Origin of the sequence: Sphingomonas eleionomae, assembly GCF_049889035.1 — a bacterium.
In the GTDB taxonomy this organism is placed as follows: Bacteria; Pseudomonadota; Alphaproteobacteria; order Sphingomonadales; family Sphingomonadaceae; genus Sphingomonas.
The window spans coordinates 1-23,158 of sequence record NZ_JBLTWP010000002.1; the positions used below are offsets into that span (position 1 = coordinate 1).

26 protein-coding genes are annotated in these 23,158 nt (G+C 65.7%); 11 read left to right on the forward strand and 15 right to left on the reverse strand.

Annotated elements, in window-relative coordinates; all coding sequences use genetic code 11:
• Window positions 1-265 precede the first annotated feature (265 nt).
• Window positions 266-1,465 carry an ADP-forming succinate--CoA ligase subunit beta gene (sucC, locus tag ACNI3Q_RS04140; protein WP_426274218.1) on the reverse strand — a complete coding sequence of 400 codons (1,200 nt, stop codon included), beginning with the start codon at window positions 1,463-1,465 and terminating at the stop codon, window positions 266-268.
• Between the two features lie 110 nt (window positions 1,466-1,575).
• Entirely contained in the window at window positions 1,576-1,881 is a 306-nt protein-coding gene (locus ACNI3Q_RS04145; RefSeq protein ID WP_426274220.1) for a hypothetical protein, read from the reverse strand.
• A 23-nt stretch (window positions 1,882-1,904) separates the two neighbouring features.
• On the opposite strand from ACNI3Q_RS04145, the gene ACNI3Q_RS04150 reads away from it, so the two are divergent.
• The 3 genes from ACNI3Q_RS04150 to ACNI3Q_RS04160 are packed head-to-tail and all read left to right on the forward strand — an operon-like array spanning window position 1,905 to window position 3,603.
• On the forward strand, window positions 1,905-2,435 hold the full coding sequence (locus ACNI3Q_RS04150) for a sterol desaturase family protein (RefSeq protein ID WP_260020441.1): 531 nt from the start codon (window positions 1,905-1,907) through the stop codon (window positions 2,433-2,435).
• On the forward strand, window positions 2,432-2,860 hold the full coding sequence (locus tag ACNI3Q_RS04155; protein WP_426274223.1) for a hypothetical protein: 429 nt from the start codon (window positions 2,432-2,434) through the stop codon (window positions 2,858-2,860). Before ACNI3Q_RS04150 ends, ACNI3Q_RS04155 begins: the two co-directional genes overlap by 4 nt.
• Entirely contained in the window at window positions 2,857-3,603 is a 747-nt protein-coding gene (locus tag ACNI3Q_RS04160) for a sulfite exporter TauE/SafE family protein (protein ID WP_426274225.1), read from the forward strand. Before ACNI3Q_RS04155 ends, ACNI3Q_RS04160 begins: the two co-directional genes overlap by 4 nt.
• 9 nt (window positions 3,604-3,612) lie before the next feature.
• Here ACNI3Q_RS04160 and ACNI3Q_RS04165 read toward each other — a convergent pair whose 3' ends face one another.
• A complete protein-coding gene (locus ACNI3Q_RS04165) occupies window positions 3,613-3,996 on the reverse strand; it encodes a glycine zipper 2TM domain-containing protein (RefSeq protein WP_260020444.1) in 384 nt (127 codons plus the stop codon).
• Between the two features lie 83 nt (window positions 3,997-4,079).
• A complete protein-coding gene (locus tag ACNI3Q_RS04170) occupies window positions 4,080-4,394 on the reverse strand; it encodes a glycine zipper 2TM domain-containing protein (RefSeq protein WP_260020445.1) in 315 nt (104 codons plus the stop codon).
• 143 nt (window positions 4,395-4,537) lie between these two features.
• On the opposite strand from ACNI3Q_RS04170, the gene ACNI3Q_RS04175 reads away from it, so the two are divergent.
• Complete coding sequence (locus tag ACNI3Q_RS04175) at window positions 4,538-4,960, forward strand: cupin domain-containing protein (protein ID WP_426274227.1); 423 nt, start codon at window positions 4,538-4,540, stop codon at window positions 4,958-4,960.
• A gap of 653 nt (window positions 4,961-5,613) precedes the next feature.
• Here ACNI3Q_RS04175 and ACNI3Q_RS04180 read toward each other — a convergent pair.
• From ACNI3Q_RS04180 to argH, 5 genes are read right to left on the reverse strand one after another with little or no spacing between them, the layout of a single operon-like run.
• On the reverse strand, window positions 5,614-6,567 hold the full coding sequence (locus ACNI3Q_RS04180; RefSeq protein ID WP_426274229.1) for a zinc transporter ZntB: 954 nt from the start codon (window positions 6,565-6,567) through the stop codon (window positions 5,614-5,616).
• Window positions 6,564-7,343 (reverse strand): precorrin-2 dehydrogenase/sirohydrochlorin ferrochelatase family protein, encoded by a 780-nt coding sequence (locus ACNI3Q_RS04185; protein WP_426275599.1) that lies wholly within the window; start codon window positions 7,341-7,343, stop codon window positions 6,564-6,566. The genes ACNI3Q_RS04180 and ACNI3Q_RS04185 overlap by 4 nt, the downstream gene beginning before the upstream one ends.
• Entirely contained in the window at window positions 7,340-8,605 is a 1,266-nt protein-coding gene (lysA, locus tag ACNI3Q_RS04190; protein ID WP_426274231.1) for a diaminopimelate decarboxylase, read from the reverse strand. Before lysA ends, ACNI3Q_RS04185 begins: the two co-directional genes overlap by 4 nt.
• 10 nt (window positions 8,606-8,615) lie before the next feature.
• On the reverse strand, window positions 8,616-8,864 hold the full coding sequence (locus ACNI3Q_RS04195) for a hypothetical protein (RefSeq protein WP_426274233.1): 249 nt from the start codon (window positions 8,862-8,864) through the stop codon (window positions 8,616-8,618).
• A gap of 2 nt (window positions 8,865-8,866) precedes the next feature.
• Window positions 8,867-10,240, reverse strand: a complete 1,374-nt coding sequence (gene argH / locus ACNI3Q_RS04200; RefSeq protein WP_426275601.1) for an argininosuccinate lyase — start codon at window positions 10,238-10,240, stop codon at window positions 8,867-8,869.
• Window positions 10,241-10,274: 34 nt separating this feature from the next.
• On the opposite strand from argH, the gene ACNI3Q_RS04205 reads away from it, so the two are divergent.
• On the forward strand, window positions 10,275-10,850 hold the full coding sequence (locus ACNI3Q_RS04205) for a TlpA family protein disulfide reductase (RefSeq protein ID WP_426274235.1): 576 nt from the start codon (window positions 10,275-10,277) through the stop codon (window positions 10,848-10,850).
• A gap of 56 nt (window positions 10,851-10,906) precedes the next feature.
• Here ACNI3Q_RS04205 and topA read toward each other — a convergent pair whose 3' ends face one another.
• The gene (gene topA / locus ACNI3Q_RS04210; RefSeq protein ID WP_426274237.1) at window positions 10,907-13,495 is read right to left on the reverse strand and encodes a type I DNA topoisomerase; all 2,589 of its coding nucleotides are present in this window, start codon (window positions 13,493-13,495) and stop codon (window positions 10,907-10,909) included.
• Between the two features lie 147 nt (window positions 13,496-13,642).
• Here topA and ACNI3Q_RS04215 point away from each other — a divergent pair, with 147 nt between their 5' ends.
• On the forward strand, window positions 13,643-14,077 hold the full coding sequence (locus ACNI3Q_RS04215; RefSeq protein WP_426274239.1) for a hemerythrin domain-containing protein: 435 nt from the start codon (window positions 13,643-13,645) through the stop codon (window positions 14,075-14,077).
• 12 nt (window positions 14,078-14,089) lie between these two features.
• Here ACNI3Q_RS04215 and ACNI3Q_RS04220 read toward each other — a convergent pair whose 3' ends face one another.
• Window positions 14,090-14,539, reverse strand: coding sequence for a MarR family winged helix-turn-helix transcriptional regulator (locus ACNI3Q_RS04220; RefSeq protein WP_426274241.1), 450 nt, complete (start codon window positions 14,537-14,539; stop codon window positions 14,090-14,092).
• A gap of 103 nt (window positions 14,540-14,642) precedes the next feature.
• Here ACNI3Q_RS04220 and ACNI3Q_RS04225 point away from each other — a divergent pair, with 103 nt between their 5' ends.
• Window positions 14,643-15,065 (forward strand): organic hydroperoxide resistance protein, encoded by a 423-nt coding sequence (locus ACNI3Q_RS04225; RefSeq protein WP_426274243.1) that lies wholly within the window; start codon window positions 14,643-14,645, stop codon window positions 15,063-15,065.
• Between the two features lie 18 nt (window positions 15,066-15,083).
• Here ACNI3Q_RS04225 and ACNI3Q_RS04230 read toward each other — a convergent pair whose 3' ends face one another.
• From ACNI3Q_RS04230 to plsY, 3 genes are read right to left on the reverse strand one after another with little or no spacing between them, the layout of a single operon-like run.
• Entirely contained in the window at window positions 15,084-15,764 is a 681-nt protein-coding gene (locus tag ACNI3Q_RS04230; protein ID WP_426274245.1) for a hypothetical protein, read from the reverse strand.
• Window positions 15,757-16,839, reverse strand: a complete 1,083-nt coding sequence (dprA, locus tag ACNI3Q_RS04235) for a DNA-processing protein DprA (protein WP_426274247.1) — start codon at window positions 16,837-16,839, stop codon at window positions 15,757-15,759. Before dprA ends, ACNI3Q_RS04230 begins: the two co-directional genes overlap by 8 nt.
• Window positions 16,836-17,450 (reverse strand): glycerol-3-phosphate 1-O-acyltransferase PlsY, encoded by a 615-nt coding sequence (plsY, locus tag ACNI3Q_RS04240; RefSeq protein ID WP_426274249.1) that lies wholly within the window; start codon window positions 17,448-17,450, stop codon window positions 16,836-16,838. The genes dprA and plsY overlap by 4 nt, the downstream gene beginning before the upstream one ends.
• Before the next feature lie 109 nt (window positions 17,451-17,559).
• On the opposite strand from plsY, the gene murI reads away from it, so the two are divergent.
• Window positions 17,560-18,360: a glutamate racemase gene (murI, locus tag ACNI3Q_RS04245; protein ID WP_426274251.1), complete on the forward strand. Its 801-nt coding sequence runs from the start codon at window positions 17,560-17,562 to the stop codon at window positions 18,358-18,360.
• Window positions 18,361-18,386: 26 nt separating this feature from the next.
• Here murI and ACNI3Q_RS04250 read toward each other — a convergent pair whose 3' ends face one another.
• On the reverse strand, window positions 18,387-18,548 hold the full coding sequence (locus ACNI3Q_RS04250; RefSeq protein ID WP_426274253.1) for a hypothetical protein: 162 nt from the start codon (window positions 18,546-18,548) through the stop codon (window positions 18,387-18,389).
• A gap of 230 nt (window positions 18,549-18,778) precedes the next feature.
• On the opposite strand from ACNI3Q_RS04250, the gene hemA reads away from it, so the two are divergent.
• The 3 genes from hemA to ACNI3Q_RS04265 all read left to right on the forward strand — a co-directional run bounded on the left by hemA (window position 18,779) and on the right by ACNI3Q_RS04265 (window position 23,157).
• Window positions 18,779-20,023, forward strand: a complete 1,245-nt coding sequence (hemA, locus tag ACNI3Q_RS04255; protein ID WP_426274255.1) for a 5-aminolevulinate synthase — start codon at window positions 18,779-18,781, stop codon at window positions 20,021-20,023.
• 74 nt (window positions 20,024-20,097) lie between these two features.
• Window positions 20,098-22,614: a DNA topoisomerase (ATP-hydrolyzing) subunit B gene (gyrB, locus tag ACNI3Q_RS04260; RefSeq protein ID WP_426275604.1), complete on the forward strand. Its 2,517-nt coding sequence runs from the start codon at window positions 20,098-20,100 to the stop codon at window positions 22,612-22,614.
• Window positions 22,615-22,761: 147 nt separating this feature from the next.
• A complete protein-coding gene (locus ACNI3Q_RS04265; RefSeq protein WP_426274257.1) occupies window positions 22,762-23,157 on the forward strand; it encodes a septal ring lytic transglycosylase RlpA family protein in 396 nt (131 codons plus the stop codon).
• The last annotated feature ends 1 nt before the right edge of the window (window position 23,158 follow it).

Sequence of the window (23,158 nt, forward strand, 5' to 3'; positions counted from 1 at the left end):
AACACGCGGCTTCACATTGTAATCAAGCACTCGCTTGACCGGTACCAGCAACTTCATCCGGCGTCCTTTCCTGCGCACCTGTTTTCATTGGCATTCTCTGCCCTCGAAATGGCGCTTGACCGTGTTCTTCGCAAGTCCGGTACGGAATCCTTGGCCCTTGCGAACGATTGCGCCGACCATATCCGCGACTCATCCGGCGCACAATGCACGAAGGGGCCGGGACATCGCTGTCCCGGCCCCCGAATGCCGATCTGCAATGGCTGGATCAGGCGGCGTTCTTGACCTCTGCCACGATCTTCTTGGCGGCATCGCCCAGATCGTTGGCGGGGACGATCGCCAGGCCGGAATTGGCCAGGATGTCCTTGCCCTGCTGCACGTTCGTGCCCTCAAGCCGCACGACCAGCGGGACCGACAGGTTCACTTCCTTGGCGGCCGCCACAATGCCCTCGGCAATGATGTCGCAGCGCATGATGCCGCCAAAGATGTTGACCAGGATGCCCTTCACCGCCGGATCGGACAGGATGATCTTGAACGCGGCGGTCACCTTTTCCTTCGATGCGCCGCCGCCGACGTCCAGGAAGTTGGCGGGGAACATGCCGTTCAGCTTGATGATGTCCATCGTCGCCATGGCCAGGCCAGCGCCATTGACCATGCAGCCGATATCGCCGTCGAGCTTGATATAGGCGAGGTCGTACTTCGACGCCTCCAGCTCCATCGGATCTTCTTCGGTTTCGTCGCGCAGTTCAATCAGATCCGGGTGGCGGAACATCGCGTTGGAATCGAACCCGACCTTGGCGTCCAGCACCAAGAGCTTGTTGTCGTCGGTGACGGCTAGCGGGTTGATTTCGATCTGGCTGGCATCGGTGCCCAGGAATGCGTCATATACCTTCGACGCCAGGCTCTGCGCCTGCTTGGCCAGGTCGCCGGAAAGGCCCAGCGCCTTGGCAACGGCGCGCCCGTGATGCGGCTGGAACCCGGTCGCCGGATCGACGGCAAAGGTGTGGATTTTTTCCGGCGTGTCATGGGCGACGGTTTCGATGTCCATGCCGCCTTCGGTCGACACGACGAACGCCACCCGGCCGGTCGCGCGGTCGACCAGCAGCGCAAGGTAGAATTCCTTAGCAATGTCGACGCCGTCGGTCACGTACAGGCGGTTGACCTGCTTGCCGGCATCGCCGGTCTGGATCGTCACCAGCGTGTTGCCCAGCATTTCGGTGGCGGCGTGGCGCACCTCTTCCTCGGTCTTGGCCAGGCGGACACCGCCCTTTGCCTCGGCCGGCAGTTCCTTGAACTTGCCCTTGCCGCGGCCACCGGCATGGATCTGCGCCTTCACCACATAGAGCGGCCCGGGCAGATTCTTGGACGCCGCGACTGCTTCTTCGACGGTCAGTGCGGCAAAGCCGGCGGGGACGGGCACGCCGAACTTGGCGAGCAATTCCTTGGCCTGATATTCGTGAATGTTCATGCGCTGGCCCTTTCTGCGTTCAAGGGGTCGGATCGGTCGGCGCTCGCTAAAGCACAGGCGTGGCCGCGAATCCACCCCCGGCGTTTGCAGTTGCGATGCAGTTGCAAAGATTATCCCGAAACGGCGCAAATGGCGGCGGATGTACTGGTCACCGTCCAGATTTCCGGATCGCCCAGTGCACGCACGCGGCGCAGGAACCGGTCCAACGTCACGGCATCGCGTGCACGCGGCAGGTCGCCCATGCGGCGCAGCTGCGCCAGGTTCAGCCGGTCCACCATCCGCTCCGCCATGCACGCCGACAGCGGCCGGGACAGGCCGGCATCAATCAGTCCGGCCCGCAACCGCGCCTCCGGCACGGCGCAACCGGTCAGCAGCATGGCCCAAAGACCTAGTGCGGCAAGGCTCGCAAAACGCATGGCGTGCGGCTATATCCGGCTGCATGAACGTCGCAATCGGATTTCTCGCCTTTCTGGCCACGGTCGCCGCGATGGAGGGCTTTGCCTATGTCATGCACCGCTGGGTGATGCATGGGCCGGGCTGGTTCCTGCACAAAAGCCATCACGAACCGCGTGAGGGCAACTGGGAACTGAACGACCTGTATTTCGTGATCTTTGCGACGCCATCCATCCTGCTGATGGTCGGTGGCCTGTATTGGGGCTGGGACAGCATCACGGTGTGGATCGGTGCCGGCATTGCTGCCTATGGCATGATCTATCTCGGCTTTCACGACTTCATCGTCCATCGGCGCATTCCGATCCGGTATATTCCCAAGTCGCGCTACATGAAGAAGATCATCTCTGCCCATCGCCTGCATCATGCGGTGGAAACCAAGCAGGGCACGGTCAGCTTCGGCTTTCTGATCGCGCCTGAGCCAGAGGTGCTGAAAGCGCAGTTGCGCGCGGGCGGCAATGCCGGGGTGCGGCAGGCCACTGCCAAGCGCCGGGCCAAGCTGGACGAAATGAGCGCGTGAGGGGCGCCGCCGACTGGATCGGCCGCACGCTGTTTCTGATCCTGTCGGGACTAGCTACCTATTCGATGCTGCTGTCGATCCTGTCGATCAGCGCCGATATCCGCCAGTCGGCGACGCCTGGCATTCCTGACGGGACGGTGACCAGTGAGCGCCCCGTGCGCCCGGTCACGCCGGAACGGCCGATCGATCCGACGCGGGTTTCCCCCACCCCCGGCGAGCCGCGCGATGCGAGCAATCCCGATCCGGCAGGACGAGCGGTGAGCGATGGCGCCGCTTCCGGAATGGCGGATGACGAGATGCGCCGCTGGGCAGAGGCGCTGACCTGGGCCGTGCTGGCGCTGGCGGGGTTTGCCGCTGCGATCATCGTCGTCCTTCTCAAGATAACGGCACAGCTGGCCCGGATCGCGAACGGTCGCGGGCTTTGATTCAGGATCCGTGGTTCTGGGCGATCGCCATTCCGGCGGTGGTGCTGCTTGGCCTTAGCAAGGGCGGCTTTGCTGGTGCCGGTTCGCTCAGCCTGCCGATGATGGCAACGGCGATCGACCCGGTGCTGGCGGCCGCAATCCTGCTGCCCATCCTGATCGTTCAGGACGCGGTCGGCGTCTGGGCCTTTCGACGGACGGTGGATTGGCGCGTCATCGGCTGGGCGCTGCCCGGTGCGATCATCGGCATCGGCGCGGGCTGGGCGTTTTCGGCCCGCGTGTCGGCGGACGCCGTGCTGGCAATGGTCGGCGGCATATCGATCCTGTTCGGCGGCTGGCGGCTGTGGCTGAACCGGCGCGGCACAGTCCCTGCGCGCCGAACGCCGGGCTGGGTCGGTACGATGCTGGGCATCGCGTCAGGTTTTACCAGCCATGTCGCCCATGCCGGGGCACCGCCCTTTCAGCTGTGGGTGATGCCGATGAAGCTGCCGCGCGACATTTTGGTCGGCACGACGGCAATCTTCTTTGCGCTGGTCAACCTGCTGAAACTGCCCGGCTATTGGGCACTGGGGCAGTTCGACGGGTCGGCGCTGCCAACCGCCGCAATCCTGATTCCGATCGCGGTCACATCGACACTGGCAGGCGTATGGCTCGTGCGACGGGTGCCGCACGAGCCATTTGAAAAGCTGATCTACATCCTGATGATCGTGGTCGGCATCAAGCTGGTCTGGGACGGGCTTGGCTGACCGGACCGGTCAGCGGCAGCGCACGTCGCCCCGGTCGACCTGCTGGCCCAGCACGGCACCCGCCGCCCCGCCCAGGATCGTGCCGATCGTTTTCGACCCGCCCGGCGCGATGATGTTGCCCAGCACGCCGCCAGCGACGCCGCCGATGATCAGGCCGCTGGTGCCATCGTCACGGCGGCAATAATAGCGCCCGTCCCGTCCGCGATAAATCGCGTCGTTGCGGCCCAGCCGCCGTTCGGAATAGCGCGGATCGTCCCGATAATAGCGGGCCGCATCCCAGTCGCCCCGGTCACCGGCATATCCGGGACCATAGCCATAGCCGTCGCCATATTGATTGCAGGCGCCAAGCGACGCCGCCGATACCGCGATTGCCGCGGCCAGCACCTTGTTCATGTCGATGTCTCCTTGGTGGTGGATGCAAAACGGGCAGGAAGCCATTTGGCTCCCCGCCCGTGCATCAGGCCGTTATCGGCCCATTAGCGGCAACGTGAACCGGAACGTTCGATCTCGCGGCCAGCAACCGCACCTGCGGCGGCGCCGAGCAGCGTACCGACCGTGCGGTCGCCGCGGGTGTCGATCGTGCGACCGACCAGCGCGCCTGCCACACCGCCGACGACCAGACCGGTCGTGCCGTCGGGCTTGCGGCAATAGCGGCGACCATCACGACCGCGCCATTCGCGATACTTGTACCGACCATCGCGTGCCTCTGCATGGGCATCGGGGGTCGGGATCACAGCAGCGGTCGGCAGGGCGACGGCAGCGGCGACAGCGGCAAGAATAAGGTTACGCATGGGTCTACTCCCTTCTAAATCTCGTTACGGGCAACAAACGCCCGATCCGGACGAGGGTTGCATGAACGGAATGAAAGAAATGGCGGAATTCAGCCGTTTTTCTTTCCGAACCGTTGAAAAGGACAATGGCGGGGTGCGCTTTTATGGTCGATGAATGGGTTCGTCAGCATTCGTTACAGCCGCATCCAGAGGGCGGATGGTACCGTGAGACGTGGCGAAAGAGCGGCGAACCGAACGAACGGGCCGCTGCAACCGCGATTCTCTATGCCCTGGATGGCGGCGGATCATCGCATTGGCACCGCGTTGACGCCGATGAGCTATGGCTGTGGCACGGCGGATCGCCGCTGCGGCTGGCCATAGCGCCGGACGAAAACGGTCCGGTGCAGCGCATCGTCCTTGGCAACGATCCCGCGCTTGGCTACCAGCCGCAATACATCGTGCCCGCCGGTTGGTGGCAATCGGCAGAGGCAGGACCGCACGGCGCGCTGGTCAGCTGCATCGTCGTACCGGGGTTCGACTTTGCCGGTTTCGACCTGGCCCCGCCCGGATGGCAACCGGCGGGATAGTTATCCCCGTTATCCACAGAACTCACAGCGATACGGGCACGAATCACCCTTGGTGCGACTCGCCTTGAGTGAGACCATCACCAGGTCAGAGCGGCGATGAAGCGGCGAGAAATCGAAGCGAAATCAACGATTTGACGGCTTGATACCGAGTGCTGGTGGCGCAAGCAAACCGCATTGTGGTGGCAAGTCGAACCGGACAGACGGTTCCACAAGGGCAATAGTCGGGTGCAAGCCAGGCTGGCGCCTATGGAACCGAAAGGAAGGTTCAGCCTCAGGCAGCCGAGAGGGTGCATGGGGCGGGTTGATGAAGAGCAGGTGGTTCGCTCGACCGACGATGCGGCAACGCAGGGACGGACGAGGGCACTGGCGGCTCCACTCTCAGCCAGAAGCGGACGGAAAGGCGAAAGCCGGAAGGTCCGCTGGCCATCGGTAAAACCGACACGGGCTCGTCCGATCCCGCGCCGGAACAGCGATGACCGAAACGCCGGTCAGATGCGGACCCCCTTGGGGGTCAGGCGGGACAGGCGATGCCGCCCGGCATCCGACAGGTCCGCCCGGAAGGGTGGGACGGTAGGATCAGGCGACATGGGGGGCTGGCAGCGATGCCGGCCCCCTTTTGATTCGGGGCTGATTCGACCCCTCTGTCGGCCCGTTCAGTCGCGGAACCAGTGACGCCGGGCAAAATAGACCGCGATCGCCACCGCAAGGATGACGCAGATGCCGACGACGCCCCAGAATGCCCAGGGTTCGCGGGCATAGGGTATCCCTTCGACATTCATGCCAAGCAGGCCGGTCAGAAAGGTGAGCGGCAGAAACACCATGGCGACAATCGAAATGACCAGAGCCCGCTGGTCGATCTGTTCGGCGCGAAGGTCGGTCAGCGTTTCATGCAGCAGCGCGGCACGTTCACGGATCGCCTCAAGCTCCTCCGCCATCCGCGCTGCACGGTCGGCCGCCGCTGCCAGATGCAGCCGGTCATCCTCGGCAAGCCAGTCCGCAGGCAACGCCGCCAGCCGCTCAAGCGCATCGCGCTGCGGCGCCAGGAACCGGCGATAGCCAATGGCACGGGCGCGCGCCCGGCCCACCGCGCGGCGCAACGCGAACAGCCGGTGCTGGTCGATCCCCTCCTCGCAATCGTCCAGCTCGTCGCCCAGATCGACAACCACGGGATCCAGCTCCGCGGTGATCGCATCGGCAAAGGCGGCGATCAGGTCGCCCGCATCCTTGATCTCGCCCGCCTGAACCTCGGCGCATACCGCGTCGATCGAGTTCATCGGCAGCCGGGCGACGGAAATCACGCGGCACCCGCGAGCATAGATCCGCACCGAGGCAAAGGGATCGGACATCGATGCCGTATCCGGCGACAGCCCGCGCAGGTTGACCAGCGCGCCGTCCCCCACGGCCTCGCAGCGCGGTCGGGTTTCGGTCGCGGTCAGGGCATCGATCGCGGCGTCGGGCAGGTGCGCCCTGCCCTTCAGCCAGGCCAGGGTATCGGCATGATCGCGGTCCAGATGCACCCAGATCAGCGGCCCCGCTGCCGCCAGCGCGGCATCGCGGTCCATCGCGTGCACAGCACCGTCCGCATCGACGACCATCGCGTGAGTCATGCCCGCATTTCCACATCAATCCATAACCCGTCGGGACGGTCGACGGGCGGCGCGTCAGTCGCCACCCGCACCGCATCGGCCCGCGCCCGGTCAAGGATGGCGGCCGGCACGTCCGGGCGATGCGTCACGCGGTCGGCACTGGCCAGCAGCCGTGCCTGGCGCAGCGTCAGCGCATCGGGATCGGGCGATGCAAGGGACAGCCGCACCAGCTCAGCCGCCGGTCGCGCCGCGCCGCCCGCAGCCCAGTCCGGTGCGCGATCGGCGCTGCCCGTTGCCAGCGGATCGATCGTCCCGCCCGCCGCCAGTGCCGCGGCCAGCGCGCGGCGCCGCTCGCCGCCATCGGGCAGCCGCGCCTTCAGCACCGCGCGCGCTGCATTCAGCGCCTCGGCCAGCCGGCCCAGATCGGCGGGGATCATCGCCTCCAGCCGCTGACGCAGGGCCGCGGCAAGACCCGCCGAAGCGCCGCCCGTCGAAATCGCGATCAGCACGGGCGAGCGGTCGACAATCGCTGGCAGCGTGAAATCGCACTGGTCCGGCCGGTCGACTGCGTTGATCAGCACGCCGCGCGCCCGTAGCGTCGAAATGGCCGCCATCGCCGCTGCCTCATCCTCCATCGCCACGATGGCCAGGCGCGCACAGGGGTGGTCGATGGGCGCAACAATCGCCCCGGCCCGTTCCAGCAGGCGGCGCTTGGCGTCCGCCGCCTCGCCATCGCCAGCCAGAATGACCGGGCGACCTGCCAGCTTCATCAGCATTGGCAGGCCGTTCAGCGTCATGCCTTCAGCCACTCCGGAACGCGTTCGGCGGCCATCACCGTGCCGGCGGGGATGCGATCGGCGACCACGGCATACCGGTCGCCATTGACCAGAACCTCGGGCACCAGGTCGCGGCTGTTATAGGTGCTGGCCATGGTCGCGCCATAGGCACCGGCAGTACGCAGCACGGCCAGATCGCCGCGCGCCACCCGGTCGATGTCCCGGCCCATGGCAAAGGTGTCGCCGCTTTCGCAGACCGGCCCGGCGATGTTCGCCGTCATCCGCTCGCCATCCGGGCGCACGGCCACGAAATCGTGATAGGCATCGTACAGCGCCGGCCGCATCAGGTCATTCATCGCCGCATCGATGATGACATAGGGGTTGGCGACCCCCGGCTTCACCCACAGCACTTCGGTCAGCAGCACGCCGGCATTGCCAGCGATCACGCGCCCCGGTTCGAACATCAGCGTGACGTTCCAGCCGCGGGTCACCTCTGCGACCATCGCGCCATAGTCGGCGGGGCTGGGAAAGCTGTCCGCCGGGCGATAGGGCACGCCCAGCCCGCCGCCCAGATCGACATGGGTGACGACGTGCCCTGCGGCGCGCAGTTCCTGAACCAGCTCGCCAATCTTGACATAGGCGGCGCGCAGCGGCTCCAGCGTGCCCAGCTGGCTGCCGATATGGCACGCCACCCCGCGCAGGGTTAGGCCAGGCAGCGGGGCCAGCCGGTCGAAAATCGCGCGGGCATCGCTGATCGGCAGGCCAAACTTGTTCTCCGCCTTGCCGGTCGAAATCTTGGCATGGGTGCGGGCATCGACATCGGGATTGACGCGGATGACGCAGGGCGCGCGGATGCCACGCTCTGCGGCCAGGCGGGACAGGACGACGCCCTCTTCTTCCAGCTCAAGGTTGAACTGGCCGATGCCGGCATCCAGTGCGGCGATCAGCTCACGCTCGGATTTGCCGACGCCGGAAAACACGATTTCCGACGGGGCGATGCCCGCCGCGATGGCGCGGTGCATTTCGCCCGCCGACACCACGTCAGCGCCGAACCCCTGATTGGCCAGGACGCGCAGCACGCCCAGATTGGGATTGGACTTGATCGCAAAGGCGATGTGGACCGGCGCTTCCACGGCGTTCAGCCCGTCGCGGAACACCTGTGCATGGCGTTCGAACGTCGCCTGCGAATAGACGTAACAGGGCGTACCGACCTCTGCCGCGATACGGGACAGGGGGATATCTTCGGCAAACAGCTCGCCGTCGCGATAGGTGAAATGGTCCATGGTTCTCGGTTCAGCGGGTGGGGGGCAGGTCAAATGGATCGGCGGGGCGATCCTCTGACTGGGTCAGCGTCTGATCCCCGCGTTTGGGCCGGGCATCGATCGGCGGCGTGGTCAGATCCGCCGGCCCCGGCGTTTCCACCGCGCCATAGGGCGCAACGGGCAGCGACCGCCCATCGGCGGGGCGCAGGTCCCGCTTGGCACCGCAGGCGGCCAGCGAAAGCGCCAGCGCACCGGTCAGGATCAGGGCAACACGGCGCATCGTTATTTCTCCTCGACCCTTGCCCGCGCAGCCGCGATCGCCTCACGCACGCGCACCGGAGCGGTGCCGCCATGGCTGGTCCGGCTGGCCACCGATGCGTCAACGCTCAGCACATCGTAAACGCGCGCGTCGATGCGCGGGTCCACGTCGGTCAGCGCGTCCAGCGGCAGCTGGTCCAGCCGGCAACCAGCCGCCTCCGCTGCCGCGACGGCGCGGCCGGTGATGTGATGCGCCTCACGGAACGGCACGCCCGCCTCGCGCACCAGCCAGTCGGCAAGGTCGGTCGCGGTGGCAAAACCGCTTTCGGCCAGTGCGCGCATCCGGTCGGTGCGGAACGTCGCGCTTTCCACCATGCCGGTCATCGCCGCGATCGATAGCGCGAGCAGGTCATGCGCCTCGAACACCGGCGGCTTGTCGTCCTGCATGTCCTTTGAATAGGCGAGCGGCAGGCCCTTCATGGTGATCATCAGGCTGGTCAGGCATCCGATGATCCGGCCGGAATGGCCGCGCACCAGCTCGGCCGCATCGGGGTTGCGCTTTTGCGGCATGATCGAGCTGCCGGTCGACCATTGGTCGGACAGGCGGACAAAGCCGAAGGGCTGGCTGGCCCAGATGATGAACTCTTCCGCCAGCCGCGACAGGTGCAGCGACGCCTGCGCCGCGCTCATCAGGTAATCCAGCGCGAAATCCCGGTCGGAAACCGCATCCAGCGAATTGTCGGTCGGCCCGTCAAAGCCAAGCGCGGCGGCAGTCCGGTGTCGATCGATGGGAAATCCGGTTCCGGCCAGCGCCGCGCTGCCCAGCGGACAGCGGTTCATCCGCACCCGCGCATCGGCAAACCGGCTGCGGTCGCGCGCCACCATCTCGACATACGCCATCAGGTGATGGCCCAGCGTCACCGGCTGCGCGCTCTGCAGATGGGTAAAGCCGGGCATCACGCTGTCGGCATGATCCTCTGCCCGCGCCAGCAGTGCCAGTTGCAGCGCCTTCAGCCCGGCATCCACCGCATCGATGGCATCGCGCACCCACAGGCGGAAATCGGTCGCCACCTGATCATTGCGGCTGCGCGCGGTGTGCAGGCGGCCAGCGACCGGCCCGATCTTCTCGGCCAGCCGCGCCTCGGTCTGCATATGAATGTCTTCCAGCGCCAGGTCCTCTGCCACGCCATTGGCGGCATAGTCGGCGGCAACGGCATCCAGGCCGGCGGCGATCGTCGCGGCATCGTCTGCCGACAGGATACCCGTCGCGCCCAGCATTTCGACATGGGCTTTTGATCCGGCGACATCCTGTTGCCACAGCCGCTTGTCGAACGGGATGGAGGCATTTATCTCCCGCATCACGGCCGAGGGTCCCTCGGCAAACCGCCCGCCCCACATGGTGTTGGCGCCACCGGAAACAGGAGTATGAGCGTTGGTCATTCGGTTGGGCGTCCTGCCTGTTCTGATTGTGGCGGCGGCAATCGGCGGTTGCGATAGGCAATCCGGCGACGCTGGGCAAGGCGCAGACAACAGCACCCCGGCGATCAGCAACGCGGTGGCAGAGGCAAAGGGGACGCAGGACCGTACCCAGGTGGGTACGCCTGCTCCGGATTATGCCTTTACCGATGCCGATGGCAAATCGCTGACGCTGGCAACGTTCAAGGGCAAGCCGGTGCTGGTCAACCTGTGGGCCACGTGGTGCGCGCCCTGTGTCGCGGAAATGCCGACGCTGGACGCACTGGCCAAGCGGGAGACGGGCAAACTGGCCGTACTGGCCATCAGTCAGGACATGGACGGGGCGAAAAAGGTGCTGCCGTACCTGGAAAAGGCAAAGCTGCCGAACCTGGTTCCCTATCTCGATCCGGACCTGCGCTTTTCCGTCGGCCTGAACGCCAGCCTGCCGACCACCATCCTGTATGATTCCGAAGGACGCGAAGTCTGGCGCTATGTCGGCCCGATGGACTGGTCGAGCGAGGCCGCGGCCCAGATGATCAGCGAGGCGAAGTAACCTGCCCTCCGCCCCCTGCCCGTCCCGCATACTGGCGGAGACGGGCAGGGGGATGATCACGCCGTCGTCTTTTTCGCCGCCGCTTTCTTGGCCGGGGCCTTTTTCGCAGGCGCCTTTTTGGCCGCCGCTTTTTTCGCGGGCTTTTTCTTGACCGGTGCCGCCGCTGCCTTGGCATCGATCAGCTGAGCGGCCTCCTCCAGGGTGAGCTGGTCCTTGTCGACCGACTTGGGCAGCGTCGCATTGGTCTCGCCATCGGTCAGATAGGGGCCATAGCGGCCCTCCATCAGCTTGATTTCCGCGTCCGTGCGCGGGTGCTTGCCCAGTATCTTCAACGGCTCGCGCGCCGCACCGCGTGCGGGACGGCCACCCGCCGCTGCCTCGGCCAGCTTGACGACGGCCGCGTTCATGCCCGTTTCGAACACTTCAGCGGTATTGGCCAGCCGCGCATATTTGCCGGCGTGCTTCAGATACGGGCCATAACGCCCGATCGCTGCCTCGATGGGCTCGCCCGTCTCCGGATGGTTGCCGATGACGCGGGGCAGGGACAACAGCTTTACCGCCCAGTCGAGATCAAGCTCGCCCGGCAGGTCTTTGGGGATCGACGCCCGCTTGGCATCCGCCCCTTCGCCCAGCTGGATATAGGGGCCGAACCGGCCCGCCTTTCGTTCGATCGCCAGGCCGGTTTCCGGATCGGTCCCGATGGTTTCCGGCCCGGTATCGGTGCCCGCCTCTGCCCCGCCCGGCTGGGCGAAACGGCGGGTATATTTGCAGTCGGGATAATTGGAGCAGGCAACGAACGCCCCGAACCGGCCGCCACGCAGGGCCAGCCGCCCGACGCCGCAATTCGGGCACAGGCGCGGATCGGTGCCATCGCCCTTGTCGGGAAACAGATAGGGTTCGAGGAACTGGTCCAGTTCCGCCGTGACCTCGGACGGCTTGAACTCCATGACCTGTGTGGTGCGCGGCTTGAAATCGCGCCAGAAGGCATCGAGCACTGCCTGCCATTCGGCGCGCCCGCCGGACACGTCGTCCAGCTCCTCCTCCAGCCCCGCCGTGAAATCATAGCTGACATATTTCTCGAAGAACCGTTCGAGGAACGCCGTCAGCAACCGGCCGCTTTCTTCGGCAAAGAACCGGTTCTTCTCCACGCGGACATAGGCCCGGTCCTTCAGCACCTGAATGATCGAGGCATAGGTGGACGGGCGGCCGATCCCCAGTTCCTCCAGCCGCTTGACCAGCGATGCTTCGGAAAAGCGCGGCGGCGGCTGAGTGAAATGCTGTTCGGCATTCACGCCCAGCTTTGCCGGGGTATCCCCCTGGCGCAGCACGGGCAGGCGACGGGATTCCTCGTCGTCAGCGGCGTCGGCATTTTTGCCGGAGCCGCTGACAACGACGTCGTCCTTGCCCTCTTCATACAGCGCCAGATAGCCGGGAAAGAGCACCACCTGTCCGGTGGCGCGCAGCGCATGGCGGCCGGTGCCTTCTTCCAGCTCGACCGTGGTGCGCTCCATCCGTGCCGACGCCATCTGGCTGGCCATCGCGCGCTTCCAAATGAGGTCATACAGGCGCGCATGATCGCCCGACCCCAGCCGGTCGCGGGCAAAATCGGTTGGGCGGATCGCCTCGTGCGCTTCCTGGGCGTTCTTGGCCTTGGTCTGATACTGGCGCGGCTTGTCGGGGACATAGCCCGCATCGTACCGCTCGACGATCGCCTTGCGCGCGGCATCGATGGCGCTGCCGTCCATCTGCACGCCGTCGGTGCGCATGTACGTGATCGCGCCATCCTCATACAGGCCCTGCGCCACGCGCATCGTGTGGCTGGCGGAAAAGCCCAGCTTGCGCGCAGCCTCCTGTTGCAGGGTCGATGTGGTGAAGGGCGGCGGCGGATTGCGCGTCGCGGGCTTGGTCTCGACGCTCGCAACGCTGAACCGGCCCGCCTCGACCGCCGCCTTGGCCCGCTCGGCTGTCGCGCCGTCCCTAATGGTCAGCCGGTCGATCTTCTGCCCGTCGAACCGGGTCAGCCGCGCCTGGAACCGGGTCGCATCCTGTTCCAGATCGGCAATGACCGACCAATATTCCTGGGGCACGAACCCCTCGATTTCCCGCTCCCGCTCGACGATCAGGCGGAGGGCAACCGACTGGACGCGGCCCGCCGACTTGGCGCCGGGCAGCTTGCGCCACAGCACCGGCGACAGGGTAAAGCCGACCAGGTAATCCAGCGCCCGGCGCGCGCGATAGGCATCGATCAGGTCGGTATCCAGCTCGCGCGGATGCGCCATGGCATGCAGCACGGCGGGTTTGGTGATCGCGTTGAACGTCACGCGCTCCACCGCCTTGGGCAGCGCCTTTTTCTTGGCCAGCACCTCCTGCACGTGCCAGCTGATCGCCTCGCCCTCCCGGTCCGGGTCGGTCGCCAGGATCAGCCGGTCGGCCCCCTTTGCAGCGTCGGTAATCGCCTTCAGCTGCTTGGCCTTGTCGCCATAGGCTTCCCATTCCATCGCAAAGCCCTGATCCGGGTCGACGGAGCCATCGCGGGCAGGAAGGTCGCGGACATGGCCGTAACTGGCCAGCACGCGGTACTCCTTGCCCAGATATTTCTCGATCGTCTTTGCCTTTGCGGGCGATTCGACAATGACCAGCTGCATGATGGTTTGACGGCCTCTTACGTGTGTACGCGCGAGGGTGGGGATCGCATCCCCGCCCCGTCAAGCGTCGCCATCGTGTTTTCCGCAGGCAATTTCTGGAGCGATGTTAACCCTTGCGGTGCATTTTCCGGAGATTGGAGATCGACGATGCTGTCATTTGAACGGCTGATTCGCGAACATCGCTTGATTTCGCAGCTTGGCGGACAGCTTCGCCATGCCCTTTCGATCGGCGCGGATACGGCTGCCGCTCATGGCGCGATGACGACCCTGTCCGATACCCTGATCGCGCATCTTCATGCCGAGGATTCGGAAATCTATCCCCAGCTGATGATCAGCCGCGACGCCGGGGCGGCCCATGCCGCAAGGGTGGCGGTCGAACGGTTCAAGACGCTGGCGTCGGACTGGGTCGCCCATGTCGCATTCTGGACGCCGTCGGCGATCAGTCAGAACCGGCCCGGGTTCGATGCTGCGACGCTGGCCATTCTCGCCCGGCTGGATGCCCGCATCGCCCAGGAAAACGAACTGCTCTACCCGATGGCGCTCAGTACCGCGAACCTGCCGCTGCGGGACCAAGCGGCCTGACGATCCACCGGTTCAGCCCGGCTGGCCCACCATCAGCCGGCGCCTGACCGCCAGCAGATCGTCCCGCGACCGAAGCAGCGTGGACAAATCCCCGCCGCACGCCGCCAGCATGGCCGACGCGATCCGCTGCGCCTCGGCCAGCAGGATGCGGCCGGCATCGGTCAGCGTCACGCGCACCACGCGCTCGTCCCGATCGTCCCGCCGCCGCGCGACCAGGCCGTTCGCTTCCATCCGCTTGATCATCGGCGTCAGCGTGTTGGATTCAAGGAACAGCTGATCGCCCAGCTCCCCCACGCTCTGTCCGTCTTGCGCGCCCAGCAGCAGCAGCGCCAGATATTGGGGATACGTCACCCCCAGGGATTCCAGCAGCGGCTTGTACGCGCGCGTCACGGCCATCGCCGTCGAATGGACGGAAAAGCAGAACAGCTGGTCGAGCGGGTTGGCGGGCGGCGTCTCGGTCATGCAACAGATTTAATCGCAGATGATTTAATCGCAAGCCTTGACGGTTAGGAGCGGGACACACATATATCGTACACGATTTAACCGCAAACGATGGAGATTGATGATGGCGACCAAGATTCTGTATCGCACCACGGCAACCGCAACCGGCGGCCGCGACGGGCGCGCGGTCACGACCGACGGCGCGCTTGACGTCGCGCTGGCCATGCCGGTCGAACTTGGCGGCAATGGCAAAGGAAACAATCCGGAACAGCTGTTTGCGGCGGGCTATGCCGCCTGCTTCCTCAGCGCGCTGAAGTTTTCCGCGTCACAGGCCGGCACAAAGCTGCCCGCCGAAACCAGCATCGCAGCAACCGTCGGCATCGGCCCGCGCGAAGATGTCGGCTTTGGCCTGACCGTCGATCTGGTCGCGACCATCCCCGGCCTGGATGCGGCCGAGGCAAAGGCGCTGCTGGATACCGCGCACACGGTCTGCCCCTATTCGCACGCGACGCGGGGCAACATCCCGGTGAACATCACCCTCGCCTGACCCACGGCCCGGCAACGGTCAGGCAAAGATATCCGCCTCCGTTGCCGGATCTTCCGGTTCCAGCAACCGATAGGCGGCGACCCCCACCTGGGTCGTCGCCATCATGCTGATCGCCAGCATCCCGTTGGTCAGGATGGAAAGCCAGAACGGCACCGCGTCCAGCGCGACGTCCAGAAACCAGATTTCGGCCGCCAGCGCCACGCCCAGCGGCACGACGGCCAGGATCAGCAGCGCCGAAATCGGCACAACCGACGCCCGCGTCCTGCGCCAGCTTTCACCCAACGCATCCCCGATTGTCCTGCCCTCCGCAATCAGGATCGCGCCCGCAACTGCCCAGCGGCTGGCGACATAGATGCCCGGCAGGACCAGCAGCAGCACTCCAAGCGCGATGCCCAGCGTTGCCACCAGGTTGAGCAGATACAGTGCGACAATCCGGCCATTGCCCGGTGCGATTGACGATCCGGCAGCGGTCAACGCCGCCCGAAACTGCCACTGGACCAGGGCAATCGTGACGACTGAAATGACCAGATTGACCCCGACGGCCACCGATGGATTGGCCGTCAACATCGCGTCGACCGACATCCCGGCCGCCCAGTGCAGGGCCAGGATCATGGCATAGGTCAGCGGTATCGCGGGCAACGGATCGATCGCCGCGCTGACCAGCGCATCGAACCGCACGGTACTCGCCCGCTCATCCATTGGCGCTGACCCGTCCGCCTGCATGCCGTTCCAGCCGACCGGCCAGTTCCAGTTCCAGCAGCACCATCGCCACCATGGCCGGGCTGACGCCGGACTGACGGATCAGTTCGTCCACGGCGACCGGAACCGGACCCAGCAGGTCAGTGACCGCCCGGCGCTCCGCCTCGCCCGGGTCAGCGTCCGGCCCTGCATCGAATCGGCTGGCCGGCGCACGGACGCTGCGCGCGTCGATCGGCCGGATCATCTCCAGCACATCGGCGGCATTCTGGACCAGCGTCGCGCCTTCGCGGATCAAGAGGTTGCAGCCCTGCGCCCGCGGATCGATCGGGCTGCCCGGCACGGCCATCACCTCTCGCCCGGCCTCGCCCGCCAGCCGTGCGGTGATCAGCGATCCCGAACGCGGCGCAGCCTCCACGACCACGGTGCCAAGCGCCAGCCCGGCGATGATCCGGTTGCGCGCCGGAAAGAACCGGGCCAGCGGCTCCGTGCCCGGCGGCTGTTCCGCAATCAGCAGCCCCTGGCTCGCCACCTGCTCCTGAAGCTCGCGATTTTCCGGCGGAAAGGCGATGTCGATGCCGCTGGCGATCACACCGATGGTGCCGGTGCCGATCGATCCGTGATGCGCGGCGGTATCAATGCCCCGCGCCAGGCCCGACACGACCGTCACCCCGGCCTCGCCAAGCCCATGGGCGAGCTGGCGGGCAAAGCGGCATGCCGCGGCAGAGGCGTTGCGCGCGCCCACCATCGCCACCACCGGCCGCGACACCAGCCCCCGGTCTCCGCGCGTCACCATGACCGCAGGCGCACTGTCCAGTTCGCCCAGCAGCGCCGGATAGTCCCCCTGGTCCCGGAACCAGTATTGCCCGCCCAGCCGCTCCACCGCCGCACGCTCGCGCTCGACGCTGCGCAGATCGGCGATCATCGGCGGCCTCCCCCCGCCCCGCATTGCCAGATCGGGCAGCGCGGCCAATGCCGCCGCCGGGGTTCCGAACCGGGCGATCAACTGAACATAGCTGACCGGGCCGATGCCCGGCGTGCGGATCAGCCGCAGTCGGTCAAGGACGGGATCGCTCATCCGGCAGCGCGCTTCGATCCGCCGATGCGCGGTTCCTGCCCCCGCATCAGCCGCGCGATATTCTCCCGATGCTTCCACAGCACGATCAGCGCCAGCGCCAGCAGCACGGGCAACAGATCGGCCCGACCCAGCGCAACTGCGGCCACCGGCGCGCTCACCGCCGCGCTCATCCCAGCAACGGACGAGATGCGCAGCACCGCCAGCAGGCCCAGCCAGACCAGCGCATAGACCAGCCCGATCGGCCAGTTGAATGCCAGCACCACGCCCATCAGCGTCGCAACCCCCTTGCCCCCGCGAAACCGCAGCCAGACGGGATAGCAATGGCCGATGAACGCCGCGGCCCCGGCAAGGATCTGCTCGCCGGGGAACAGCGCCCCGGCAATCGCCACCGCGACCAGTCCCTTTGCCATGTCCAGCAGCAGCGTGGCCGCCGCCAGCCCCTTGCGCCCTGTGCGCAGGACGTTGGTGGCACCGATATTGCCCGATCCGATGCTGCGCAGATCGCCCGCCCCCGCAGCGCGCGTCAGCAGCACACCGAACGGGATCGACCCCAGCAGATAACCGGTCAGCAGCGCCAGCGCCGGTGCCTGCCACAGGATTTGCGTTTCCATTGCCCTCGTCTCCGCCGTGGGGGCACCGGTGTTCGGGCCATCAGTCGGCTGTCTCCAATCGGTTAGTGGGTTGATTCTTGCCATGCAACCGCCGCACAGGATGGATGCGATGCCCGCCGACCGACGCCCCGTCCTGTTCTTTGATTCCGGGATCGGCGGGCTGTCCGTGCTTGGCCCGGCGCGCGCGGTGCTGCCACAGATGCCGCTGGTCTATGTCGCCGATTCGGCGGGCTATCCCTATGGCACCCGTAGCGAGGCGGAAATTGCGGCGCGGGTGCCCGCCCTTCTGGGCAGGCTGGCGGAACGGTTCGATCCCCGACTGATCGTGATTGCGTGCAACACCGCATCCACCATTGCGCTGTCGGCGGTGCGATCGGCGCTTGATCTGCCGATCGTCGGGACGGTCCCCGCGATCAAGCCCGCCGCCGAACTCAGCCGGACGCGCGTCATCGGCGTGCTGGGCACAGAAGCAACGGTGCGCCAGCCCTATGTCGACGATCTTGCGGCGCGCTTTGCCCCCGACTGTACCGTCATCCGGCACGGATCGGCGGCACTCGTTGATCTTGCCGAACGCCATCTGGCCGGCGAGCCGACCGAACCGGCGGAATATCGCGCTGTCCTCGACGGCCTGTTCACACAGCCCGATGGCGACCGCATCGACGTGATCGTCAACGCCTGCACGCATTTCCCGCTGGTCGAGGCGCAACTGGCCGCCGCCACGGCGCATCCCGTCCGCTTCGTCGATGGCGGACCCGGGATCGCCCGGCGCATCGCGCATCTGACCGAAGGTCAGACATGGCCGGATACCCCGCCACCAGGGCAGGCAGTCTTTACCCGCATGGACGATCATTCCCGCCGATTGTCTCCGGCGCTCAATCGGTTCGGCATTACGGAAATCGGGCCGCTCTGACGTCCCGGCCGGCGGATCTGCGCCGGTCAGCCGTTCGTCAGTTCAGGGGTCACCCCGCCGATCAGCGATCGATAGCGTCGCTCCATCGCCCGATGCGCCATGCGGACGGACGTGTCGTTGGACTGTTCGGCAAGCTGGCGGCACTGCGCGGCGCGCCGTTGATAATAGGCCCGATCATCAGCGATCATCGGATTGTCCTTTCGGCCCGCAATAAAGGCATGGCCACAGGAGATACGACTCGATTGGTCGTAATGAATAAACCCTATCACATTGATCGCCGGACCGGGGCGAATTGCGACAAAGCGTTGTAAAAAGCTGAATTGTTTCAGTTTCTTGGTGGACGCGGCACGGTTGATGGCAGCGGATGCCCGCCCCAAGATGCTGGAAATGCTGTTCGATTGCCGCTAATGGCCCCGTGATGAGCATCGACGCCCAGCATGCGCCCATGGTCGATTACGGCCGCGCCTTTTCGGCCGCAATTGATCGGCTTCATGCCGAAGGGCGCTATCGCGTCTTTATCGACATCCTGCGGAACAAGGGGATGTTTCCCAATGCCCGCTGTTTTGCCGGACATAACGGGCCGAAACCGATCACCGTCTGGTGTTCCAACGATTATCTGACGATGGGCCAGCATCCGGACGTCATCGCCGCGATGGAAGCCGCGTTGCACGATGTCGGCGCGGGATCGGGCGGCACGCGCAACATTGGCGGCAACACGCATTACCATGTCGATCTGGAGGCCGAACTGGCCGATCTGCACGACAAGGAATCGGCGCTACTGTTTACCTCCGGCTATGTGTCGAACGAAGCGACGCTTTCCACCCTGGCCCGGATCCTGCCCGGCTGCATCATCTATTCGGACGAGCTGAACCACGCATCGATGATCGCGGGCATCCGCAATTCGGGCTGTGAAAAGCGCGTGTTCCGCCACAATGACCTGGCGCATCTGGAAGAACTGCTGGCTGCAGACGACCCGTCGGCGCCAAAGCTGATCGCGTTCGAAAGCGTCTATTCGATGGACGGCGACATTGCCCCCATCCACGCCATTTGCGACCTGGCCGACAAGTACAACGCCCTCACCTATCTGGACGAAGTGCACGCCGTCGGCATGTACGGCGCCCGCGGCGGGGGGATTTCCGAACGGGACGATGCGGCATCGCGGCTGACCATCATCGAAGGGACGCTGGGCAAGGCGTTCGGCGTGATGGGCGGCTATATTGCGGCCGATCGCAACATCATCGACGTGATCCGCAGCTATGCGCCCGGGTTCATCTTCACCACCTCGCTGTCCCCGGTGCTGGTCGCCGGTGCACTGGCCAGCGTTCGCCATCTGAAGGCGTCGAGTGTCGAGCGCGACGGGCAACAGGCCGCAGCGGCGATGCTCAAGACGATGTTCGCCGATGCCGGTCTGCCGGTGATGGCATCGACCACGCATATCGTGCCGCTGATGGTCGGCGATCCTGTCAAGGCAAAGCGGATCAGCGACATCCTGCTCGCCGAATACGGCGTCTACGTTCAGCCGATCAATTATCCCACCGTGCCCCGCGGCACCGAACGGCTGCGCTTCACGCCCGGCCCGTCGCATGACGAAGGGATGATGCGCGATCTGACCGAGGCGCTGGTCGAAATCTGGGGCCGGATGGAGCTGAAGCGCGCGGCCTGATCCGCAGCGGGCCTGCACCGGCCCGCCGCTGCATCCCCCGGTTTTTGCTTCCCCTTGGGGCCTGCCATGCCTATATGCTCGGCATGGCAACGACACCCGAAAACGCACCCAATTCCAGTGACTATGGCGCCGATTCAATCAAGGTCCTGAAGGGACTGGACGCCGTCCGCAAACGCCCTGGCATGTATATCGGCGACACTGATGACGGCTCCGGCCTGCATCACATGGTGTTCGAGGTGTCGGACAATGCAATCGACGAGGCGCTGGCCGGGCATTGCGACCTCATCCTGATCACGCTCAACGCCGACGGATCGGTCAGCGTCGAGGATAATGGCCGCGGCATCCCCACCGGCATCCATGCCGAAGAAGGCGTGTCGGCTGCCGAAGTCATCATGACCCAGCTCCACGCCGGCGGAAAGTTCGAGAACACGTCGGAAGGCAACGCCTACAAGGTGTCCGGCGGCCTGCACGGCGTGGGCGTTTCGGTGGTCAACGCGCTGTCGGAATGGCTCGACCTCAACATCTGGCGCGATGGCCAGGAACATTACATGCGCTTTCGCCACGGCGATGCAGAGGCGCCGCTCAAGGTGGTCGGCCCGTCCGACGGCAAGAAGGGGACGCGCGTCACCTTCCTGGCCAGCCCGGCGACGTTCAAGATCACCGAATATGATTTCGACAAGCTGGAACACCGTTATCGCGAGCTTGCCTTCCTCAATTCCGGCGTCCGGCTGAAGCTGCGCGACCATCGGCACGAAGAGCCGAAGGAAGTGGAATTGTTCTACGAAGGCGGCATTGCCGCGTTCGTCAAATGGCTCGACCGCAACAAGCAGGCGCTGATCCCCGAACCGATCGCGATTGTCGGCAACCGTGACGATGTCGGCATCGACGTCGCGCTGGAATGGAACGACAGCTATTATGAAAACGTGCTGTGTTTCACCAACAACATCCCGCAACGGGATGGCGGCACGCACCTGGCGGCGTTCCGCGCCGCGCTGACGCGCACCATCAACAGCTATGCCGACAAGTCGGGGATGCTGAAAAAGGAAAAGGTGACGCTGACCGGCGACGACATGCGCGAAGGGCTGACCGCCATCGTGTCGGTCAAGCTGCCCGATCCCAAATTCTCGTCGCAGACCAAGGACAAGCTGGTCTCCTCCGAAGTGCGCCAGCCGCTGGAAAGCCTGATGGCCGACAAGCTGGCCGAATGGCTTGAGGAAAATCCCCAGTCCGCACGGCAGGTGATCCAGAAGGTGATCGACGCCGCCGCCGCGCGCGAGGCGGCCAAGCGCGCCCGCGAGCTGACCCGGCGCAAGGGCGTGATGGACATCGCGTCCCTGCCCGGCAAGCTGGCCGATTGTCAGGAACGCGATCCCGCCAAGTCCGAACTGTTCCTGGTCGAGGGCGATTCGGCCGGCGGATCGGCCAAGCAGGGCCGCGACCGGCATTTCCAGGCGATCCTGCCCCTGCGCGGCAAGATCCTGAACGTGGAACGCGCCCGGTTCGACCGGATGCTGTCCAGCCGCGAGATTGGCACGCTCATCCAGGCGATGGGCACCGGCATCGGCCGCGACGATTTCAACATCGAAAAGCTGCGCTATCACAAGATCGTGATCATGACCGACGCCGATGTCGACGGCGCGCACATCCGCACGCTGCTGCTCACCTTCTTCTATCGCCAGATGCCCGAAATCATTGAAAAGGGGCACCTCTTCATCGCCCAGCCGCCGCTGTACAAGGCAGCGCGCAGCCGGTCCGAAGTGTATCTGAAGGACGATGCCGCACTCGACCAGTATCTGATCGAACATGGCGTCGGACAGGCGGTGCTGGAGGGGCCGGGCGGCGCACGGACCGGGGCCGATCTGGCGCTGCTGGTCGATCATGCCCGGCGGATGCGGGTCCTGATGCGCTATGTGCCGCGTCGCTACGATCCCTCGCTGATCGAGGCACTGGCCCTGGGCGGGGCGCTCGACCCCAATGCCAGCCGCGAAGATCGCGAATCGCGGCTGTCCGCGGTGGCCGACCGGCTGCAGCGCACCGATGACGAGGCGCGGTGGAGCGTCTCGCTCACCGGCGAGGGCGGCTATCATTTCCAGCGCGCGTGGCGCGGCGTTACCGATCACCACATTGTCGAGGCCGCGTTCCTTGGCTCGGCGGAGGCGCGCAAGCTGCACGGCCTGGCGAACGAACAGGCCGAAGCCTATGCCGGGCTGTCGCGGCTGACCTCCGCCCGCAGTGCGGCACAGGCGACCGACGACGCCCCGGCGGAAGAGGGCGCCGAGGAAGCCGTCACCCCGGCCACGGCTGCCAAGGGCGAAACGCTGATCGCACGGCCAAGCCAGCTGCTCGACGCGGTGCTTGCCGCCGGGCGCAAGGGGCTGTCGATCCAGCGATACAAGGGGCTGGGCGAAATGAACGCCGAACAGCTGTGGGAAACCACGCTCGATCCTACCCACCGTTCGATGCTGCGCGTCACGATCGAACAGGCGGACGTGGCGGACGAGGTGTTCACCAAGCTGATGGGCGATGTGGTCGAGCCGCGCCGCGAGTTCATTCAGGAAAACGCCCTGAACGTCGCCAATCTCGACGTCTGATCGATCCCGAGTCGTCCCTGCTGGTCGCCCGCGTGGCAGCCGGCGGTGGGCGGCCGGTTCCATGGAATCGTGGTAATCCGTCGCCGGAGTCCCACTGTTCGCCGCAACCTGCTGGTCAGGTGAGCGGAGTCTCCGCATGGCACTTCCATGCGAAGGGGGCTTCGATATCTTGCGGCATTGCTGGCGGTGGCAGCACCAGCCTGTGCATCCCATGGCGGTGAGGCTGATGTCATCACCGCGCCAGTGGTGTTTCAGACCGGCATGGCCAGCTTTTTCGCCGCCGAAATGGCCGGTCGTCGTACCGCCAGCGGCGAACGCTGCGATCCCGGCAGCCTGACCGCGGCGCACCGCACCCTTCCCTTCGGCACCCGCGTCCGGGTGACCAATCCCGACACCGGCAAATCGGTCATCGTGCGCATCAACGATCGCGGCCCCTTTGCCCGTGGGCGCGTGATCGACCTGTCGCACGCCGCCGCCAATGAAATCGGCCTGGTCGCGCGCGGCCATGGCGAGGTGCATCTGGCGCTGGCCGAACAGGAATAAG

Coding starts and splice junctions, on each gene's coding strand:
- sucC (WP_426274218.1), bottom strand. CDS start 1,465: ATGAACATTCACGAATATCAGGCCAAGGAATTGCTCGCCAAGTTCGGC.
- ACNI3Q_RS04145 (WP_426274220.1), bottom strand. CDS start 1,881: ATGCGTTTTGCGAGCCTTGCCGCACTAGGTCTTTGGGCCATGCTGCTG.
- ACNI3Q_RS04150 (WP_260020441.1), top strand. CDS start 1,905: ATGAACGTCGCAATCGGATTTCTCGCCTTTCTGGCCACGGTCGCCGCG.
- ACNI3Q_RS04165 (WP_260020444.1), bottom strand. CDS start 3,996: ATGAACAAGGTGCTGGCCGCGGCAATCGCGGTATCGGCGGCGTCGCTT.
- ACNI3Q_RS04170 (WP_260020445.1), bottom strand. CDS start 4,394: ATGCGTAACCTTATTCTTGCCGCTGTCGCCGCTGCCGTCGCCCTGCCG.
- ACNI3Q_RS04175 (WP_426274227.1), top strand. CDS start 4,538: ATGGTCGATGAATGGGTTCGTCAGCATTCGTTACAGCCGCATCCAGAG.
- ACNI3Q_RS04180 (WP_426274229.1), bottom strand. CDS start 6,567: ATGACTCACGCGATGGTCGTCGATGCGGACGGTGCTGTGCACGCGATG.
- ACNI3Q_RS04185 (WP_426275599.1), bottom strand. CDS start 7,343: ATGACGCTGAACGGCCTGCCAATGCTGATGAAGCTGGCAGGTCGCCCG.
- lysA (WP_426274231.1), bottom strand. CDS start 8,605: ATGGACCATTTCACCTATCGCGACGGCGAGCTGTTTGCCGAAGATATC.
- ACNI3Q_RS04195 (WP_426274233.1), bottom strand. CDS start 8,864: ATGCGCCGTGTTGCCCTGATCCTGACCGGTGCGCTGGCGCTTTCGCTG.
- argH (WP_426275601.1), bottom strand. CDS start 10,240: ATGTGGGGCGGGCGGTTTGCCGAGGGACCCTCGGCCGTGATGCGGGAG.
- topA (WP_426274237.1), bottom strand. CDS start 13,495: ATGCAGCTGGTCATTGTCGAATCGCCCGCAAAGGCAAAGACGATCGAG.
- ACNI3Q_RS04215 (WP_426274239.1), top strand. CDS start 13,643: ATGCTGTCATTTGAACGGCTGATTCGCGAACATCGCTTGATTTCGCAG.
- ACNI3Q_RS04220 (WP_426274241.1), bottom strand. CDS start 14,539: ATGACCGAGACGCCGCCCGCCAACCCGCTCGACCAGCTGTTCTGCTTT.
- ACNI3Q_RS04225 (WP_426274243.1), top strand. CDS start 14,643: ATGGCGACCAAGATTCTGTATCGCACCACGGCAACCGCAACCGGCGGC.
- ACNI3Q_RS04230 (WP_426274245.1), bottom strand. CDS start 15,764: ATGGATGAGCGGGCGAGTACCGTGCGGTTCGATGCGCTGGTCAGCGCG.
- dprA (WP_426274247.1), bottom strand. CDS start 16,839: ATGAGCGATCCCGTCCTTGACCGACTGCGGCTGATCCGCACGCCGGGC.
- plsY (WP_426274249.1), bottom strand. CDS start 17,450: ATGGAAACGCAAATCCTGTGGCAGGCACCGGCGCTGGCGCTGCTGACC.
- murI (WP_426274251.1), top strand. CDS start 17,560: ATGCCCGCCGACCGACGCCCCGTCCTGTTCTTTGATTCCGGGATCGGC.
- ACNI3Q_RS04250 (WP_426274253.1), bottom strand. CDS start 18,548: ATGATCGCTGATGATCGGGCCTATTATCAACGGCGCGCCGCGCAGTGC.
- hemA (WP_426274255.1), top strand. CDS start 18,779: ATGAGCATCGACGCCCAGCATGCGCCCATGGTCGATTACGGCCGCGCC.
- gyrB (WP_426275604.1), top strand. CDS start 20,098: ATGCTCGGCATGGCAACGACACCCGAAAACGCACCCAATTCCAGTGAC.
- ACNI3Q_RS04265 (WP_426274257.1), top strand. CDS start 22,762: ATGCGAAGGGGGCTTCGATATCTTGCGGCATTGCTGGCGGTGGCAGCA.